The 19190-nt window shown below is 42.1% G+C and carries 13 protein-coding genes and 1 pseudogene; 9 read left to right on the forward strand and 5 right to left on the reverse strand.

All coding sequences use genetic code 11. The features are described from left to right. Window positions 1-480: 480 nt before the first annotated feature. The 4 genes from ACX27_RS19685 (at window position 481) to ACX27_RS19700 (ending at window position 6130) form a co-directional block, all read left to right on the forward strand. Window positions 481-1461: an ABC transporter ATP-binding protein gene (locus ACX27_RS19685; protein ID WP_062295086.1), complete on the forward strand. Its 981-nt coding sequence runs from the start codon at window positions 481-483 to the stop codon at window positions 1459-1461. Window positions 1462-1785: 324 nt separating this feature from the next. Beyond that, on the forward strand, window positions 1786-3300 hold the full coding sequence (locus ACX27_RS19690) for a polysaccharide biosynthesis/export family protein (RefSeq protein WP_062295087.1): 1515 nt from the start codon (window positions 1786-1788) through the stop codon (window positions 3298-3300). 80 nt (window positions 3301-3380) lie between these two features. Further along, on the forward strand, window positions 3381-5036 hold the full coding sequence (locus tag ACX27_RS19695) for an alpha/beta hydrolase (RefSeq protein ID WP_062295088.1): 1656 nt from the start codon (window positions 3381-3383) through the stop codon (window positions 5034-5036). Window positions 5037-5299: 263 nt separating this feature from the next. Next, window positions 5300-6130, forward strand: a complete 831-nt coding sequence (locus tag ACX27_RS19700) for an SPFH domain-containing protein (protein WP_062295089.1) — start codon at window positions 5300-5302, stop codon at window positions 6128-6130. Between the two features lie 171 nt (window positions 6131-6301). Here the strand turns inward: ACX27_RS19700 and folP are convergent, their stop codons facing one another. Further along, complete coding sequence (gene folP, locus ACX27_RS19705) at window positions 6302-7141, reverse strand: dihydropteroate synthase (RefSeq protein WP_062295090.1); 840 nt, start codon at window positions 7139-7141, stop codon at window positions 6302-6304. 102 nt (window positions 7142-7243) lie between these two features. Then, window positions 7244-7969, reverse strand: a complete 726-nt coding sequence (gene tpiA / locus ACX27_RS19710) for a triose-phosphate isomerase (protein ID WP_062298441.1) — start codon at window positions 7967-7969, stop codon at window positions 7244-7246. A 252-nt stretch (window positions 7970-8221) separates the two neighbouring features. On the opposite strand from tpiA, the gene ACX27_RS19715 reads away from it, so the two are divergent. Together ACX27_RS19715 and ACX27_RS19720 are read left to right on the forward strand one after the other, a co-directional pair. Next, entirely contained in the window at window positions 8222-8824 is a 603-nt protein-coding gene (locus ACX27_RS19715) for a hypothetical protein (protein ID WP_062295091.1), read from the forward strand. A gap of 78 nt (window positions 8825-8902) precedes the next feature. Then, on the forward strand, window positions 8903-10351 hold the full coding sequence (locus ACX27_RS19720) for a GTP-binding protein (protein ID WP_062295092.1): 1449 nt from the start codon (window positions 8903-8905) through the stop codon (window positions 10349-10351). Window positions 10352-10608: 257 nt separating this feature from the next. Here ACX27_RS19720 and ACX27_RS19725 read toward each other — a convergent pair whose 3' ends face one another. After that, complete coding sequence (locus ACX27_RS19725; protein ID WP_062295093.1) at window positions 10609-11454, reverse strand: M28 family peptidase; 846 nt, start codon at window positions 11452-11454, stop codon at window positions 10609-10611. A gap of 332 nt (window positions 11455-11786) precedes the next feature. Here ACX27_RS19725 and dnaK point away from each other — a divergent pair, with 332 nt between their 5' ends. The 3 genes and pseudogenes from dnaK to ACX27_RS19740 all read left to right on the forward strand — a co-directional run bounded on the left by dnaK (window position 11787) and on the right by ACX27_RS19740 (window position 17423). Next, complete coding sequence (gene dnaK, locus ACX27_RS19730; RefSeq protein ID WP_062295094.1) at window positions 11787-13883, forward strand: molecular chaperone DnaK; 2097 nt, start codon at window positions 11787-11789, stop codon at window positions 13881-13883. Window positions 13884-14216: 333 nt separating this feature from the next. Beyond that, window positions 14217-15209 carry a DnaJ C-terminal domain-containing protein gene (locus ACX27_RS19735; protein ID WP_062295095.1) on the forward strand — a complete coding sequence of 331 codons (993 nt, stop codon included), beginning with the start codon at window positions 14217-14219 and terminating at the stop codon, window positions 15207-15209. A gap of 461 nt (window positions 15210-15670) precedes the next feature. Next, a pseudogene (locus tag ACX27_RS19740) lies at window positions 15671-17423 on the forward strand (FAD-dependent oxidoreductase). Here the strand turns inward: ACX27_RS19740 and ACX27_RS19745 are convergent. Continuing rightward, the gene (locus ACX27_RS19745) at window positions 17412-18182 is read right to left on the reverse strand and encodes a pentapeptide repeat-containing protein (protein WP_062295096.1); all 771 of its coding nucleotides are present in this window, start codon (window positions 18180-18182) and stop codon (window positions 17412-17414) included. The pseudogene ACX27_RS19740 and the gene ACX27_RS19745 sit on opposite strands and share 12 nt — an antisense overlap. Window positions 18183-18296: 114 nt before the next feature. Further along, a complete protein-coding gene (locus ACX27_RS32515) occupies window positions 18297-18440 on the reverse strand; it encodes a hypothetical protein (protein WP_158507406.1) in 144 nt (47 codons plus the stop codon). Between the last annotated feature and the right edge of the window lie 750 nt (window positions 18441-19190).

A 19190-nucleotide genomic window follows, 5' to 3' on the forward strand; every position in this document is an offset into this window, starting at 1 on the left:
ATATTAATCATCTATAATTTCTGCACTATAGGACTAATATTTGATTTTTGAAATGTACGTAGTGGCGTGACAAGGCTAAAATAGTGCAAAATATAGTTTTGTGATGTGGGCATCCTGCCCGCACTGGACAGACTAGAAGCCTATCCCACAAGAGAACTTTAATGCAAAATTTAAGGCTTGCCACGCCACTACTTAAATATTTCTTCTATAAATAGCCTCTGATAATTTCAGAAAAAACGTGCCATTTTTTAATTTGTCTATTATAAAGGTACTGATACTAAGTTGTAGTCAAAGTTATCAAGACGTTGCATACAACGTCTCTACTTGAGATGGGAGTAGGAATAATATTTTGGCAAGCAACTTAGTATAAACAAGTTTACAACTATATTTCTTAGGGCTTAGTTCTGCAAGTCAGCGCAGGCGGACTTTATTTATGTATTAACGCCCAGAACTTTTCTAAACATTCTCTTAATTTTGACAATGACATCTGTTATAGATACTCCAGAATCTCAACCGCAACCTATCGGTGTACCACCAGTTGTTGCAACTTATGATTTGCGAAAAGTTTATCGCACTGGCTTTTGGTTAAATCAAAAGATAGTGTCTCTCAAAGGTTGTTCTTTGACGGTATATCAGGGGGAAACTTTTGGCTTATTGGGGCCAAATGGTGCGGGAAAAACGACTTTATTAAAATTGTTGTTGGGGATTATTCGACCAACGGCAGGGCGGGGATTATTATTAGGTAAACTATTGGGCGATCGCCAAGTCAAGCAAAGTATCGGCTATCTGCCAGAAAATCCTTATTTGTATGATTATCTCACTGGCTGGGAGTTTTTAGAGTTAGCGGCGGGAATCTTCCAAATTCCACGGAGTGTCCAGCGTCGGCGCATTCCAGAACTTTTAGAACTAGTCGGTTTACCTGTAGCGGATGCCCGTAAAAAACAAATGCGGCGTTATTCTAAGGGAATGTTACAGCGTGTGGGTATGGCGCAGGCGTTAATTAATGACCCAGAAGTGATATTTCTGGATGAACCGATGTCTGGTCTTGATCCGCTTGGACGCTACCAAATGCGGGAAATTATTTTAGGGTTAAAAGCCGCCGGTAAGACTATCTTTTTTAATAGTCACATTTTGAGTGAAGTTGAGCAAATTTGCGATCGCATTGCCATTCTCGCCAAAGGTGAATTAGTTTGTGCTGGTTCTTTAGATGAATTGTTAGGCAATAATCATGCTTACCAAATCAAAGGTAAAGGTGGTGACAAAGAAGTTTTACATAAATGGCTGTCTAATTTAACCTTTAGCCATGATGGTTCTTGGCAAGGTACTTTATCAGAAGACTACTATGATTTTCTCGATAGTCTTCGTTTAATGGAAGGTAAAATCGTTTCTTTGGATTTAGCGCGACATTCCTTAGAAGACTTTTTTATTCAAAAGATTCAACAACCAAATACATCTGTTTAGTAATTTTTGATATTCAATGACGCATTTTAAATTTTTGATTTTAGATCCTCGACTTCTTCAAGAAGTCGGGGATCTGAACCACTTACGTAGGTAGTAAATTGCTATCAAAACTTGTATTAATAAATGCTTAAGTGCCTTCTAAGTAAGTTAGTCTTTAAGCTAACTTTATCAAAAATTCAAATCTTATAAATAATTATGCTTCCGGAAAAGAGTATCCTTACTAGAAAAATAAGATTGTCGGGGAACAAGAATACTTAAGTATAGTCAAGATTAAAATGTTTAGACAGTACTTTGCCGATCGTAGTCTCAGAGTCTAAGGTAAATATGTTTAACACAGGTTTATTGAAATTCCTCACCCAGTCATCTATGGGTGTGGCTTTTTGTACAGCTATCAATTTCGCTGTGTCGCCCGTCAGCCTAGCTCAGGGACAACCAGTATTACCAACTGCAAAACCAGTAATTCCAACTTCACAAACAATCCCGCCGAACAGAACACCTGTCATCCCAACGCTACAACAGGTACCATCAGCAACATCTCAACAATTAGATTCAACTTATACTTTAGGTGGCGGCGATCGCATCCGGGTGAACGTATTTGAAGTACCAGAATACACAGGAGAATATCAAATTCCTCCCGGTGGAGCAATTACTTTACCTTTAATTGGTAGTGTGCCATTGCAGGGGTTAACCACTGAACAAGCATCGGATGAAATTGCTAGAAGGTACTCCCGCTATCTCAAACGACCGTTAATTTCTGTCAACCTGTTATCATCACGCCCGATTAACATTTTTGTGGCGGGAGAAGTCACAAGACCGGGTTCTTATACTCTGAGCTTGAGTGGTGGTGCAGGAGATAACCCTGGCGTACAATACCCAACTGTATTAGCAGCGTTAACGACAGCCCAAGGTGTGACCTTAGCCGCAGATGTCACCCAAGTGGAAGTACGACGCAAAGTCGGCAGAGGAGGGGAACAGCGCGTCACCCTCAACTTAAAAGAGGCTGTACAGACTGGTCAAGTCGGTCAAGATATCACATTACGGGATGGCGATACCATCTTTGTCCCAACTGCGTCTAGCTTCGACAAAGCTGAAGCCCGTAATTTAGCCGCCAGCAACTTTGCTGCTAGTCCCAGCACACCCCGCACAGTAGCCATTATTGGTGAAGTCAACCGTCCTGGCTCTTATCTTGTGACCACAGGTGGCGGTGGTGCAGAAGGGGGCGCAGGTGGTTTACCTACTGTCACCAGAGCCATTCAATTAGCAGGTGGAATCACCGGACAAGCCGATATTCGCAGCCTGAAACTCCGCCGCCCAACCAGAACTGGTAGTGAACAAACTATTGATATTAATCTCTGGCAATTACTCCAGAGTGGTGATGTCAATCAAGATATTATCGTCCAGGACGGAGATACAATTGTTATCCCGACTGCTACTGACGTGACTGCCGCAGAAGCAACTCAACTGGCGAATACAACTTTATCTCCAAACACTATCCAAGTTGGTGTGGTGGGTGAAGTTAAACGACCAGGCGCGACAGAACTTAAGCCCAATAGTTCTTTAAACCAAGCTCTATTGGCGGCTGGTGGTTTTAATGATAGCCGCGCCAGCAGAGCGGCGGTAGATTTGGTACGCTTAAATCCTGATGGTTCTGTTACCAAACGCGTTGTCAAAGTCAATTTTGCTGATGGAATTAACGAGGCAACTAATCCTATACTGCGAAATAACGATGTAGTTATCGTTAGTCGTAATGGTCTGACTAAGACTAGTGAAACTTTAGGTGCTATCTCTGGCCCCTTTGGTGTAATTTTGAACGTGCTGCGTCTATTCACAGGATTTTAGTATAGGATACAGCTAAAAATTGGGGACAATAATCAAGGTTTATACGTCCCCATAGCTGGTAATCTTTTGGTTCAAAGAAAATGGCAGTTTCTTTGCAGTTTCCCAAAAATAATCCTTGCAAGAAAAAACCCTTGCAAGGATTGTTGTTTAGTGCAAGTCTTGTGTTGGGTTGGGGTTGGGCGATACCCGCTACTTTAGCCGCAGAAACAGTAACTATTCGTTTCGGCCCGTTCCAGCAATCTGTGGCGATCGCGGATATCGAAAAATTTGCTAAAACTGGAGCATTATCCCAAACTCTGCAAGCTTACGAATCTATCTTTACTCCAGAATTACGCGGCTTACTCAATCGAAGAGTGCAAGTAGATCCTAAATTTGCTGACAAATTTGTGGATGAGTTAGTTCTCTTACCCCAAGGCAAACAATTAATTACATCCTTAGCCGCAGCTATTCCCGGTAGTACCGTCGAAAGCCTACAAGCCACAATGAGTATCGGGTTGCGTCAAGTGAATGGTTTGAGCGTTGTCAGTTTCCTCAAAGCCTACCCCACGGAAAATATTGACCTAGATGCAACTCAAATATTACAAATTGCTACAGAATTTAACCCCAATAATTTACAAAGCCAAGCCCTTGGCAGTATCCTAGCTCGAAATTTAACAGTTAAAACCAATACCCCTTTTCAGCCGAGTTTCGACCCCGCCGCCACTGGGACAGAAGTAGTAGAACAGCAGACTCTCACCTTACAAGACAAACAACGTCAACGCAGTATCCCGGTAGATATTTACTGGAGTCAAAAAACCGACACTACAGCACCATTGGTAGTAATTTCCCACGGCTTTGGCGCTAACCGCAGATTTGCCAGCTATTTAGCGCGTCATTTAGCTAGTTATGGCATTACTGTTGCTGCTATTGAACATCCAGGGAGTAATGGTGTAGCCATTAATAATGCTGCGAACCAAGGAAATTTAGCTAAATTACTCCCAGCGAAAGAATTTATTGAGCGACCCAAGGATGTGAGTTTTTTACTCAACGAACTGGCAAATCTTAACAAGCAACCAGGGCAACTGCAAGGCAAACTCAACACAGAAAAAGTGACTGTGATTGGTCATTCCTTGGGAGGTTATACAGCTTTGGCTTTGGTAGGTGGAGAAATCAATTTAGAACAAGTGCGACAATTTTGTAAAACTTCTCTTAGTGTGGTTGATCCCCTTGGTGATTGGTTGCAATGCGCCGCCGCATCGTTAAAAGAAAACAAACTTCAGTTGCGGGATGAACGAGTCAAAAGTGCGATCGCTCTTAACCCCCTCACAGGTAAACTCTTTGGTAAACAGGGACTGTCTCGAATTAACAAGCCTGTATTAATTTTGACTTCAACAGAAGATGCGTTAACCCCTGCCTTAACTCACCAAATCCGACCTTTTACTCAGTTACGGGGTAACAAATATTTATTAACCGCCATTGGTGCAACTCATTTGAGCATTCTTGACCCCACATATTCAGCAGGCGAAGCTGCCACAATTGTCAAAGAAAAACGTGGTACAGAAACCCAAGCCTTGCGCCAACTCCTGCGCGGTGTCAGTTTAGCCTTTGTCAAGCAACTCACACCAGAAGCAAAAACTTACCAACCATTTTTAACAGCAGCATACGCACAGTCTCTATCAACACCAGAAATCCCCCTACGCCTGAACTGCGACTTACCCAGTAACGTCAAACCTTGGCTCGATTTGGCGGTGAAGTGAATTAGAAGGAGTCAGAATTCAGAATAAAATCCCCAAACTGAATTCTTCTGCGGTAAATTTCTTGCCAGTATGTTATCAAGGTGCTTTAATAACGATCGCATTCTGCCAATCGGTTTTATCTACTTAAAACGTAGCAAATACACAGATGCTAGGTTTGTGAGCGAGTGCGTATAAAAGCACAAACTCAAGAGACTAGACTAAAAGGTAGGACAAATACCATATCCTTAACAGTTAATTCTCCCAATTGCTAAATAGGAGCATCTATGGAGCCAATTATTGCTATAGTCTTAGCCCTTGTAGGCTATGCGTTAGGGTCAGCCAAAATTATTAATGAAGGTAATGAAGCCTTAGTCGAACGCTTAGGACAAAGACACCGCACACTTAGACCAGGCTTAAACTTTATCGTGCCTTTGGTGGATCAGATTGTCATGGAAGACACCACCAGAGAACAGATTTTAGACATTAAGCCCCAGAAAGTAATTACTAAAGATAACGTTTATTTAGAAGTGGATGGTGTTGTCACTTGGCAAATTACCAGTATGGAAGACAGCTTTTATAAAGTTGAAGATGTCCAAGTCGCTCTTTCTAACTTAGTCACAGTTGAACTCCGTACTCACATTGCCGACAGAAGCCTAGCCGAAACAACTTCTTCTAGAAATCAAATGAATCAATCGCTGTTGCAGATTGTCAATGAGACTAGTAAAAAATGGGGTGTGAAGATTATCCGGGTAGATATTCAAAGCATTACACCCCCCGAAAGTGTCCAGAAATCAATGGCAGAACAACAAGCGGCGGAAATTAAAAAACAAGCTGCTATTTTAGAAGCAGAAGGTGATAGACAAGCAGCTATTAAACGCGCCGAAGCCACGAAAGAATCTATCCGCATTCTTTCAGAAGCTATCACTGCTAAACCAGAAACCAAAGACATTCTCCGGTATTTAGTAGCCCAAGAACATCTAGAAGCTAGTCAAAAGCTCAGTGCTAGTAGCAATGCCAAAATTGTATTTCTCAACCCCAGTGTCTCTGAAGGCGCATTAGACCAAATGCTGGGTGATACGGTAAGTACTGAAGGGAATGGGAATGGTCAGGCTTAAAAAAGTGCTGAGTGCTGAGTCAAAAAACTAACCTATAGCCCCCAACCTCTAGTACAGTGTGGCGTAAATAAACAGACCATCTGGAATTTCTAAAAGGCTTGTGGTAAAACTATTCTTTCTTTTTCCTTTTTACTTTTGACTTTTGCCTTCTTGTACTAACCCCTAGCCCTCTTACCTAAACAACGTATCCGCAACTAGCGAGACTTCACGCATTTCTTTGACATCGTGAATTCGCAAAATATCCGCACCATTAGCAATAGCAGCACAACAAGCCGCTGCTGTTCCCCAGGCGCGTGCTTTGGGATTTGGTTGATTGAGAATGCGACCAATAAAACTTTTACGAGATACGCCTACTAAGATAGGACACTTTAATTGTGTGAGCGATCGCAAGTCACGCAAAATCTCTAAATTCTGCTCATAATTCTTAGCAAAACCAATCCCAGGATCAATAATAATTTTTTCTTGGTCGATGCCTGCCTTGGTCGCAGCCAAAATTTGTCCTGTTAAAAAACTGGCAATTTCTCCAAGTAAATCTTCATACTCTGTCATTTGTTGCATCGTCTCTGGTGTTCCCCGAATGTGCATCAAAACTATCGGCACACCTAAACTCGCAACTGTTGGCAACATCTCATCATCAAATGTCCCGCCAGAAATATCATTTATAATATCTGCCCCAGCTTCTATTGCTGCTTTTGCTACAGATACTCTAGTTGTATCTACAGAAATCGGCACTGTCATTTCAGCGCGTATTGCCTTAATTATGGGGATAACTCGATCTAATTCTTCTGCAAAACTAATTTGCTCTGCCCCCGGCCGCGTTGACTGTCCACCAACATCAACGATGTCAGCACCAGCCTCTACCATTGCTTGGGCTTGAGCTAAAGCCGCAGTTGTACTATTAAAATCTCCACCATCGCTAAAACTATCAGGTGTTACATTCAGCACACCCATTAAATAAGTGCGTTGTCCCCAATCGAAACAACGCCCACGAATAATTAAATTACTGGGCATACAAAGCGATAAAGTCTGATTCTTTTAACTTTTGACTTTTAACTTTTAATTTAGTTAAACCCATTCCCTGGCGCTGCCAGGGAAAAGGCGTTGCACATGAGACTATTGATAGTTGACAATCCGGGCAAAACTTTCAGGTTCCAGACTGGCTCCTCCCACAAGCACGCCGTCAATTTCTGGTTGAGCCATGATCTCATCAATATTGTTTGGCTTGACTGAGCCACCATATTGAATCGGAACATTAGGGTTCTTTAACTGACTGCGAATCAAGCCAATAACTCGGTTAGCTTCCGTAGTTTCACAGGTGTCACCAGTCCCAATTGCCCAAATGGGTTCATAAGCAATCACTAAATTATCTTGATCTACATTCACTAGGTCGTTTTCTAGCTGAGTAGTAATTAGTGATTCAGTTTGCCCCGCATCGCGTTGTTGCTTTGTTTCCCCTACACATAAAACTGGGGTTAAACCGTGTTTTTGAGCAGCTTTCAGGCGTAGATTAACTGTCTCATCCGTTTCACCAAAATATTGCCGTCGTTCGCTATGACCAACAATTACATAACGGACACCAATTTCTGTAAGCATAGGAGCGGCAATTTCACCAGTATAAGCTCCAGAGTCTTCCCAATGAACATTTTGCGCTCCAAGTTGTACACGGCTACCATGCAAACTTTGAGACAAAATGCCTAAATCGGTGAATGGAGGACACAATAATATTTCTCGCTCTTCGGGCGTGTTGTCTAAATGAGGCAGAAACCCTCGCAAGAAATCTTGAGTCTCTGCCTGGGTTTTAAACATTTTCCAGTTACCGGCAATAACAATTTTCCGCACAGGTGATGTAGTCAAATTCCTAACGCTAATAGATGCACTCTTCACTCTACTACTTTTTCGGATCACCCGATACGCTGGGAAAAGATGACATAGAATTGCTACATAAGAAACTCATCAAGAATAAGACCTTAATATCTAAAAAGTTTGTCATTAGTTATTTGTCCTTTGGTTAATACAAATGACAAATGACTAAATAACTAAACTAATGACAGTCCCAACTCAAGAATGTGCAGTTTAAACGCCAAATAGCTTATGCCTTATAGTCAATTTACTATTGACAGGTTGAAACAAGATTTTCGCCTGATGATTGTAGAGGGAGTGCGGTTTTTTCCCGAAAATATTGAACCTGTGCATCCCAGTTCCAGACTGCAAGCTATTTTAGATGATTTGCCTTGGGCAATTGCAGTTGATACAGAAAAAGCCCGTTCTGAGGTAATTATAAATCCTGTGCTTTTAGAAGTGCGCCGCATTCTCCATTCTGCCATCAGTGTATTTTCAGGAGAGGAGTTTAACGTTGATGCGAGTATTGGACTTAACGGTGTCTGTGACTTTCTTATTAGTCGTTCGCCTGAACAATTAACAGTGGAAGCGCCAGCAATTGTAATTGTTGAAGCGAAAAAATCAGATTTAAAATCAGGACTTGGACAGTGTATTGCCGAAATGGTGGCTGCACAAAGATTCAATGAAACTAAGGGACAGCCTATCACAACAATTTACGGTACTGTCAGCAGTGGAACACAATGGCGATTTCTCAAACTAGAAGGACAAACAGTCACAATTGATTTTAGCGATTATCCCCTGCCTCCTGTTGAAACAATCTTGAGTTTTTTGGTGTGGATGGTAAAAGCAGGTTGAACACTGAATTTTCTCGCCCCATATCCTGTAAAAAATAACTAGGATAAAAATGAGGTAAATCAACAATCTCCGGTTATCATGCCTTCTAAATTGCCAGAACCAGACCAAAGTAACTCGCCTAACTGGGAGGAAGAACTAGATAGTGCTATTTTTAGCTTTGAAGATATTCAAGCGGAACTGAATTATAAACAAGCCCAAACAGCACTGCGAAACTTGGTGAATAATCTTGACTTGACACCACAAGAAAAGACAGGGTTAGAAACTGAACTGGCTGATTTAGAAACTATGCTGGCCAAGTTAGACCGGATGGTTGTGCAGATTGCGGCTTTTGGGATGGTAGGACGAGGTAAATCATCGCTGTTGAATGCTTTGGTGGGACAACCAGTATTTGAAACAGGCCCTTTGCATGGTGTAACTCGTGCAGCACAAAGGGTTAATTGGAGTATTCACGAAGAAATCATCGGCACAAATGAACGGGCTTTGCGTGTTACTTTACCGAGTGTTGGTCAATCCCAGGTAGAACTCATTGATACCCCTGGGTTAGATGAAGTTGATGGTGATACTCGCGCCGCCTTAGCAGAACAAATCGCCAAACAAGCTGATTTAATTTTGTTTGTGATTTCGGGAGACATGACGAAGATAGAACACCAAGCCCTTTCGCAATTGCGAGAAGCAGGGAAACCGATAATTTTGGTGTTTAATAAAGTAGACCAATATCCCGCCGCCGATCGCTTGGCAATTTATGAAAAAATTCGAGATGAACGGGTAAAAGAATTACTCACGCCTTTAGAAATTGTCATGTCAGCCGCTTCACCATTGGTAAAAACGGCGGTAGTTCGCCCTGATGGTAGTCGGGGTTTGCAGTTACGTCAAGGAAACGCCCAAGTCGAAGAACTCAAGCTGAAGATATTGGAGATTTTGCAACGTGAGGGTAAAGCTTTAGTCGCACTGAACTCGATGTTGTATGCTGACACTGTAAATGAGCAACTGGTACAACGCAAACTCTTAATTAGGGAACAGAACGCCAATCAATTGATTTGGAAAGCTGTGATGGCTAAAGCCCTAGCGATCGCCCTCAATCCGGTGACGGTCGTAGATATACTGAGTAGTATAGCCATTGATATTGCTTTGATTTTAGGTTTATCGAAACTCTACGCCATCCCTATGACCGAAGCTGGGGCTGTGAAACTATTGCAAAGAATAGCCTTGAGTATGGGCGGTATTGGTGTGAGTGAATTACTAGCCAACTTGGGCTTAAGTGGTTTGAAAACTTTATTAGGTATCTCTGCACCAGCTACAGCAGGTGTCACCCTAGCACCTTACGTCACAGTTGCACTCACCCAAGCAGGTGTAGCGGGTGTCTCTTCTTACGGTATTGGTCAAGTCACAAAAGCTTATTTAGCCAATGGCGCAACTTGGGGGCCAGAAGGGCCAAAAGCAGTCATCAGCAAAATTTTAGCGAATCTCGATGAAGCTTCAATTCTCAACCGCATTAAAGATGAGTTGCAATTGAAGTTAAAACTATAGCAGTTCTCGATCCAGTGATACCATTTCACGAAAAATCTCATACAGATGTAAACCCTAAAATCCTTGCTACATCTAATTTTTTTAATTGCGTTAGCGAAGCGGTAGCGAGAGAGCGAGCGTCATTGCGTTAGCGACGAAGGAGCGTCATTGTGAATTGGTATGAGGTATGGGAAAAAATAATTAACCGCAGATGGACGCAGATAAACGCGGATGAATTTGTATTCTACCCAAGTGAAAATCGCTGTTGCGACAACTACTTAACTTAACCGCCTGATACCCTGTTCCAAACCTTGGCAAACACCAGTGAGAAAATTTAAATCTAAGGAAGCAATATTATCACTGGGTTGATGATAATGGGGATTCCGTAAAAATGCCGTATCTGTCACCATAATTGCGGGATAGCCCAAATCCCAAAATGGTGCATGATCGCTAAGTCTAGTTTGACGTACAATCAAGCCTCGGTTGGGTACTGGCAACCACTGGCTAGATACACCTACTTTGCGAATACTCCGGCTGAGGCTGATTAAATCGCGGATTGTCCGCAAATTGCCAATTAAAGCAATAAAATCGCCTGTATTGGGATAAAACTTTTCCAGAGGCGAGGGATAATTTTGCGAACCAGAGATAGAGTTGCAATAACCCAGCATTTCCAAAGAAATCATTAACCGGAGAGGTTGCTGTTGTTGATGCAATAAAGCTGCATATTCCGCACTACCGAGTAAGCCATATTCTTCCATATCAAATGCTACTAACCGCAAGGGATATTTAGCTGGTTCTGCGGCAAATTTCCGGGCTAATTCTAATAACACCGCCACCCCTGTCGCATTATCATCAGCCCCTGGGGTTCCTGGCACAGCATCATAGTGCGCCCCCATCAAAATTGGGGGTAAATCTTGGTGCTTCCCGTCAGCAGATAAATTTAAAATCAGGTTCTTACAGCTTTTTCCATTCACTTTAAAGGTGTGGATTTCCACACTTCCCCATTGGGAAAATTGTTGACGAATATATTCTTGAACAAAGAAATGTCCTGCTGTTGCCAAGAAAGGATCACGTTCTCTAGCAATTTCAGAGAGATGGATTTGTAATTGCTCTTGTAGATTCAACGGAAGTATTAAGGATAAAGTATGAGATTAACGCACTAATAATTAGTAGTTCTGCCAAAAATCAATTACAGAAGTGTGGATTCCCCAACTTAAAGCACTGATAAAGTAGAGTTTTTCCACTATGGAGACTTCCCAATGCTTGGACATACTTAGCATCGGGAATGCTATCCTAGTCTTGCAACTAGCTCTTTAACCTTAAATTTATTCACCTTTTGCCTCAATTGATTATTATACCATTGAGGTGTTTCCCACTAATAGCTTCCTGCTATTGGTAGTCTTGGACAATCATAATAAATTAATAGATATAAGACGCACTAGGAGAAGAGTAACGCATGGGCAAGGTAGTCGGCATCGACTTGGGTACAACCAACTCAGTAGTCGCCGTGATGGAGGGTGGCAAGCCGGTGGTGATTGCCAATGCAGAAGGAATGCGGACAACACCCTCCGTAGTTGGTTTCAGCAAAGATGGTGAGAGAGTGGTTGGGCAAATGGCACGGCGACAAACCGTCCTCAACCCCCAAAATACTTTTTTTGCAGTTAAACGCTTTATTGGGCGGAAGTATGGTGAACTCAGCCCCGAATCGAAACGTGTACCTTACACCATCCGCAAAGACGACATCGGCAATATCAAAGTTGCTTGTCCCCGGTTGAGTAAAGATTTTGCCCCTGAAGAAATTTCGGCAATGGTACTGAAAAAATTAGCCGATGATGCCAGTCGTTATTTAGGGGAACCTGTTACCGGGGCAGTCTTGACAGTTCCGGCTTATTTTAACGATTCTCAACGACAAGCCACCCGCGATGCTGGCAGAATTGCTGGTTTGGAAGTGTTGCGGATTCTCAATGAACCCACAGCCGCTTCTTTAGCTTATGGTTTAGATCGGGGTGACACTGAAACCATCTTGGTATTTGACTTGGGTGGTGGGACTTTTGACGTATCGATTTTAGATGTTGGCGATGGGGTATTTGAAGTTAAATCAACCAGTGGTGATACCCAACTGGGGGGTAATGACTTTGATAAAAAGATAGTTGATTGGTTAGCAGAACAATTTTTAGAGACGGAAGGTGTAGACTTAAGACGCGATCGCCAAGCTCTACAACGGTTAATGGAAGCCGCCGAAAAAGCTAAAATTGAACTATCGGCGGTGAGTGTTACCGATATTAACTTACCCTTCATCACCGCGACAGAGGACGGGCCAAAACACATCGAAACCCGCCTGACGCGTTCTCAATTTGAGGCTTTGTGTACAGACTTACTAGGACGTGTCCGCACTCCAGTGAAACGGGCATTAAAAGACGCAGGACTCCGGCCAGAAGACATCGAAGAAGTGGTGTTAGTTGGCGGTTCTACAAGAATGCCAATGGTGAAACAATTAGTCCGCGACTTAATTGGCATTGAACCCAACGAAAACGTTAATCCGGATGAAGTCGTCGCCGTAGGTGCAGCCATTCAAGCAGGTATCTTGGCTGGAGAACTGAAAGATTTGCTGTTATTAGATGTCACACCTTTATCTTTGGGATTAGAAACCATTGGCGGTGTGATGAAAAAACTCATCCCCCGCAATACAACCATCCCCGTTCGCCGTTCTGATATCTTCTCCACTTCCGAAAATAACCAAAACACCGTGGAAATTCACGTAGTCCAAGGTGAGAGGGATATGGCAGGAGATAACAAATCTCTGGGACGGTTCAAGTTGTATGGCATTCCCCCAGCCCCGCGCGGCATTCCCCAAGTCCAAGTATCATTTGATATTGATGCCAACGGGATTTTACAGGTAACAGCTTTAGACCGGACGACAGGCAGAGAACAAAGTATTACTATTCAAGGCGCTTCTACCTTGACTGAATCAGAAATTAACCGGATGATTCAGGATGCACAAAAATACGCTGATGTTGACCGCGAACGTAAAGAACGTGTCGAAAAACGTACCCGTGCGGAAGCATTGATTTTACAAGCCGAACGCCAACTGCGAGAAGTAGCTTTAGAATTTGGAATGCAATTTGCCCGCAGTCGCCGTCAACGCATTGATAATATTTGCCGCGAACTGAAAGAAAGTTTACAAGCCAACGACGATCGCGGCATTGATCAAACCTACGCCGATTTACAAGATGCCCTTTATGAACTCAACCGAGAAGTCCGTCAGTATTACGCTGAAGACGAAGATGATGACTTGTTAGGCACAATTAAAGAAATCTTCACAGGCGGTGGCGACAAAGAACGCGATCGCGAACCAGATTACTACCGTGATAGCTACCGCGAAAGGGATTCCTACAGCAGCCGCGACTACGGTAGGGACAATGGTAGAGATTACGGCCGAGATTATGGCAGAGATAGAGATAGCCGTTCTTCCGCCTACGATAGCCGCCCCACACGCCGCCCATCTCGTCCCAGCTATCAAGATAATTGGGATGACGACGATGATTGGTTGTAGTAGTCATACAGGTAGGGAGTGGGGAGTGTAGCGTTTCTCATTGTAGTGACATACAAGCAAGAATAATTAACCGCCGATGGACGCAGATGAACGCCGATGGAAACAGATAAATTTGTCCCTCAGCAGATTAAGAAACGTTATAGGTTGGTTTTTCACTCCCACACAAACTTACACAAATGGTAAAAACCGCCTTTACTTGATTGAGAAACTTGATTCAAAATACGGATTTAGTCATTGGTGATAAGTATTAAGTAATTGGTAAAGAGTATTACTAGTTACTTAAAAAGTATCACCAACATCTAAAATCTAAAATCTAAATTTAAATAACTGACTATGCAAAATTTGCAGAATTTCCGCGATTACTACGAGATTTTGGGAGTACCTAAAGATGCCTCTAATGAAGAAATTAAAAAGAATTATCGGCGATTAGCTAGACAATATCACCCTGATTTGAATCCAGGGAACAAGGCCGCCGAAGAAAAATTTAAAGATGTGAATGAAGCTTACGAAGTGCTTTCTGACACTGCTAAAAGAGCGCAATACGACCAGTTTAGCCGCTATTGGAAGCAAAAAGACTTTGCAGGTAAACAGCCGCCCAAGGGCAAAGGTTGGGGAGAAAAACCAGGTGATCGCAGCAACGCTAATCAAGTAGACCCCAGTCAATTTCCCAATTTTGAAGACTTTATCAATCAAGTCGTCGGGGTTGGTAGTCGCCAAAGCAGCAGAAATGGTAGTAGTACTAAAACCGATCCTTTCCGTTCGCCTAATAGTAGAGTTGAATACACAGTTCCGAAAAACCCCCCCAAACCAGCACGGCGTGATATTGAAGCGAGATTAACCTTACCCTTAGAAAAAGCTTATCAAGGTGGTAACGAACGTATTCGTTTAGAAGATGGGCGATCGCTAGAAGTGACAATGCCTCCCGCTATGGTCACGGGTCAAAGTATTCGGCTGAAAAATCAAGGTATTGGCGGTGGCGATTTATACCTCAAAATTACTGTCGAGCCGCATCCTTTGTTTAAACTAGAAGGCACAAATATTTCCTGTCAAGTACCAGTTACTCCTAGCGAAGCAGTCCTCGGCGGATCTGTCGAAGCACCTACCCTTGACGGCCCCGTGAAAATGACTATCCCACCCGGAGTTAGGTCTGGTCAGAGATTCCGCTTGGCAAATAAAGGCTACCCCACCGATAACGGTAAACGCGGTGATCAATTAGTGGAGATTCAGATAGTTACACCCAAAAATATTAGCCTTGAAGAAAAAGAACTTTACGAAAAAATTCGACAAATTGAAACCTTTAAACCCCGTACTGATTTGATCAATTAGGGTGTTGATTCAATGACAAGACAAGGAAAATAAAAGAGTAAGGGCTAGGCTGTTGATTCTGGAATCTTTTTAGAAAAAAAGTTCATACAGTTTTTGTGTCTTCGCAATCAGGGGAAAATAAGATTTTTCATTTCGAGAGCGAAGACTGACCAAAAATTTGAAAAAACCAGGCTTCAACATTAGCAAAGCTAATATTTAAGAGTACATTTTTAACAACAGTATTTATGAAGTCCATAGCCGCTAAACACATGGTTAGTAGCATTTGACTCATCTCTTTAAATGAACAGTGAGCCGAAAATTGCTTGTATTTATATACATTATGGTTGATTTTACTGGGTGTTTAAAATGGTTAATTTGTTTTTAAGTAAAATTTTTCCTAACTACTATAAATTAATATATATTTACTTGAACCTTGCACTTTTGTAGCAAAAAATAATTATAACAACATCCAAATATAAACTATGACTCATCAAATATATACAACTGATATTTTAGTTGTGGGTGGGGGAACTGGTGGAACGGCAGCGGCGATTCAAGCCGCGAGGAGAGGCGTTAAAACTATTTTGGTGAGTGAGTTTGCTTGGTTGGGGGGAATGCTGACTGCTGCTGGAGTATCGGCACCGGATGGGAATGAATTAATTGCTTGGCAAACTGGGTTGTGGGGGGCATTTTTACAAGAATTAAGACATCGCCAAACTGGAGGATTAGATAATAGTTGGGTGAGTTTTTTTAGTTACAATCCTGCGGTGGGAGCGGAGATTTTTGCTGATTGGGTAAAGGAGTTGGCGAATCTGCAATGGATGGCTGGACAAGTCCCATTAGAGGTTGTACAAGAGGGAAATTGTATTACTGGGGTGCGGTTTGCGGATTTTACGATTCACGCCAAGATAATTCTTGATGGTACAGAATTGGGTGATTTATTGGCGTTGGTGGAAATTCCTTACCGCTGGGGTTGGGAGTTGCAAAGTGAATGGGGAGAACCCAGCGCCCCAGTTAGTTATAATCCGCTGACAGAGAAATATCCAGTGCAGTCACCCACTTGGGTAGTAGTTATGCAAGATTTTGGTGATGCTGTTGCACCAGAAATTCCGGCTGCACCTAATTATAATCCGGCGTTGTTTGCGGGGGCTTGGGAAAACTATGGTGCTGAGAAGTTTTTGAATTATGGACGTTTGCCGGGCGATCGCTTTATGATTAACTGGCCCATCAAGGGTAATGATTATGCTGAAGGTGTCGGGCGTTTGGTAGAGTCAGAAGCATCTAAAGCTGAGTTTTTCCAGGAATGTCGTTGGCACAGCCAAAATTTCGCTCATTTCATCCAAAATCAGTTAGGTCGCCGCTATGGTTTGGCTGATAAGGTTTTTCCGTGGAATGACACAGCTTTTGCGTTACATCCCTATTACCGAGAAAGTCGCCGTTTAGTAGGACTCACAACCATTCGAGAACAGGATATTTTACCTGTGGCTGGGGGTAAAGTTGCATCTTTGTTTACAGATGCAGTTGCAATTGGTAACTATGCCAACGACCATCATTATCCAGGGTTTGATTTACCATTACAACCAAAATCAATCCGTTGGGGCGGACGCTGGACGGGAACGCCGTTTACTATCCCTTACCGTTGTTTGGTTCCGGCGACTACCGATGGTTTATTAGTGTGTGAAAAAAAATATTTCTGTATCGCATATAGCTAATGGTTCAACAAGATTGCAGCCTGTGGTGATGGGTATCGGTCAAGCTGCTGGTATGGCGGCTGCTATGTGTGTAGAGTTGGGTGTACAGCCGCGAGATTTACCAGTTAGGGCTTTACAGCAAGCATTATTACAGGATAAACAAGCACCTGCGGCGATCGCACCTTTATTTAATCTAGATTTTTCTCCCAGCCATCCACAATGGTTATCGACGCAACTAGATTATTTAGATCATCCCGAAGATTATCCTATCAGCGGTAATTGCCCTAAAATATCATTGGTTGAGGAAGTTTCAACCCAAAATTGTGACTTTTTGACAGGTATTTTCCAACGCATAGATCAGCAGAATTACCAACTTGTAGTGACTGAACCAACAGCTTATCAAGGGCAAATTTGGCAACTAGTAACGTTGCGATCGCACATAAATGAACAGCTACACATTGCTGTACATGAACAATTGATTACTGTGTGGGGAAGGCTCAATTTATCTGGTAATTGGTTATTAGTTGATCGATTAAAAGGGTAAGAACTGAAGCAGAATTGAGCCAACACTACCAACAAAATCAAAGAAACTTGCTTTACCTGTAGTCACATTTTCTTTATAAGGTGTTTGCAATTCTTTGATAAACGCTTGGGCTGTTTGGGTTCCATCGCCATTTTGTTGGGTATTAAATAGCTTTTCGGCAATTTGGGCATCTGCAAAAGCACCTTGACGGTCAAAAAGTTGGTATTTAGCGATACCACGGGCTAAGTAAGCACCTGCATATTCTGGTTTAGCGGCGATCGCTTGACTAAAGTAACTAATTGCTTGTTGGTGATTGCCTTTCTGCCCTTCTGCTATGCCCCAAGCATAAAACTCTTCTGGGGTAGCAATTTGTAATGGGATACCAATAGCACCTTGAAAATTTACTCCTTGGAGGTAAGCCTTGGTAAATTCCGCATTCCCCAAATAAGTGTTTCTTAAATCTGCACCGGCAAGATTCGCCCCATTGAATTTAGCTTCGGTTAAGTTAGCACCAAATAATCCTGCACCAGCTAAGTTTGCACCGCGTAAATCAGCACCAGCTAAATTAGCGCGGCTGAGATTTGCACCAGTGAGATTTGCACCACTCAAATTTGCCCCAGATAAATCAGCTAAAACTAAACCTGCACCAGTCAAATCACAGTTTTGACATTGTTTTGTAGCTAATAACTGTGTCAAATGTTCGGGATTGGCTGCTTGGGCAGTTGAGCTGGCACTGATGGCGGTAACAAATATAATTGTGGCTAAAATTGGGCTTTTCATACTTGGGTGTGGCAATATTTACTGCTCAAAACTCACAATTAGGCTATAAATTTATACTTCAGCCTATGATATGAAGAGTTTGAGCAATTTGCCCTCAGTAGATGCCTAGATGAGTTAATGAATTTGCATAACAGCAAAATCTCCAGGCTGGTAAAAATCTATTTTTTGACTTGTATTGCTGGGAACAGACCAACCTATCTCTGCAATTAAGCGTAAAACCAAAGTTAAAAGAGTTGCAAGTAAGAGTTTTTCTAGCATGACCCCCTCCCCCACATCCACCACACAATAATTGAAACTTATACTTACATAAGTATAGATTATGATTACCCCAAAGGCTACGTCAGACTTACTTAAGTCTCAATGATTTATATCTGGTTTTTGTGTGATGCTAATCACATAACAGGTAGGGAATCATTAGCGAGGCGATGGCTTTTCATCTCAGTATTAAACTAACTGATAAATCTGTCGTTCACAGGAATTGCTGAAAGTGGTTGTGAGTGAAGGCAATGCCCCTGCAAGCACTCTTTCAGGGTATGCTTTGATCGGCATATTCAGTCTCCTGACTTCATGATTTTCTATCTGGCACAATTAAGAGTTTATTTTTACTATTAATACGAATTAACAAAATAATATTTTTAATGCTTTTTGACAAAAAATAGTATAAAAAATTACAAAAAAATTTTAACTGTCTTATCTGTCTGATAATCGTTCTTAATTTGTGGCTTAACTGTCTTATCTATCTTCATATTTTTTTACAGAAAAATTAGAAGAATCCCCAAAAATTTCGGTTTGTCTGGCTTTACTTTTGTTTGGAGTTCCGTTGTGTAGTACTAGCAATACCAACTATATAGCTTTTATACCAACTTTTATGGTAGTAATTGGAAATCTTGAATTCAGGGACTTCCAAAAATTAACTTATTCAATTGGGAGGGAGGAGAAGATGAATAAACTGCTTCTCTTTCAAAAGCTCATAGCATCATTCCTGAAGTCTGAGTTCTTCTTTAATTA

Origin of the sequence: Nostoc piscinale CENA21, from assembly GCF_001298445.1 — a bacterium.
Classification (GTDB): Bacteria; Cyanobacteriota; Cyanobacteriia; order Cyanobacteriales; family Nostocaceae; genus Nostoc_B; species Nostoc_B piscinale_A.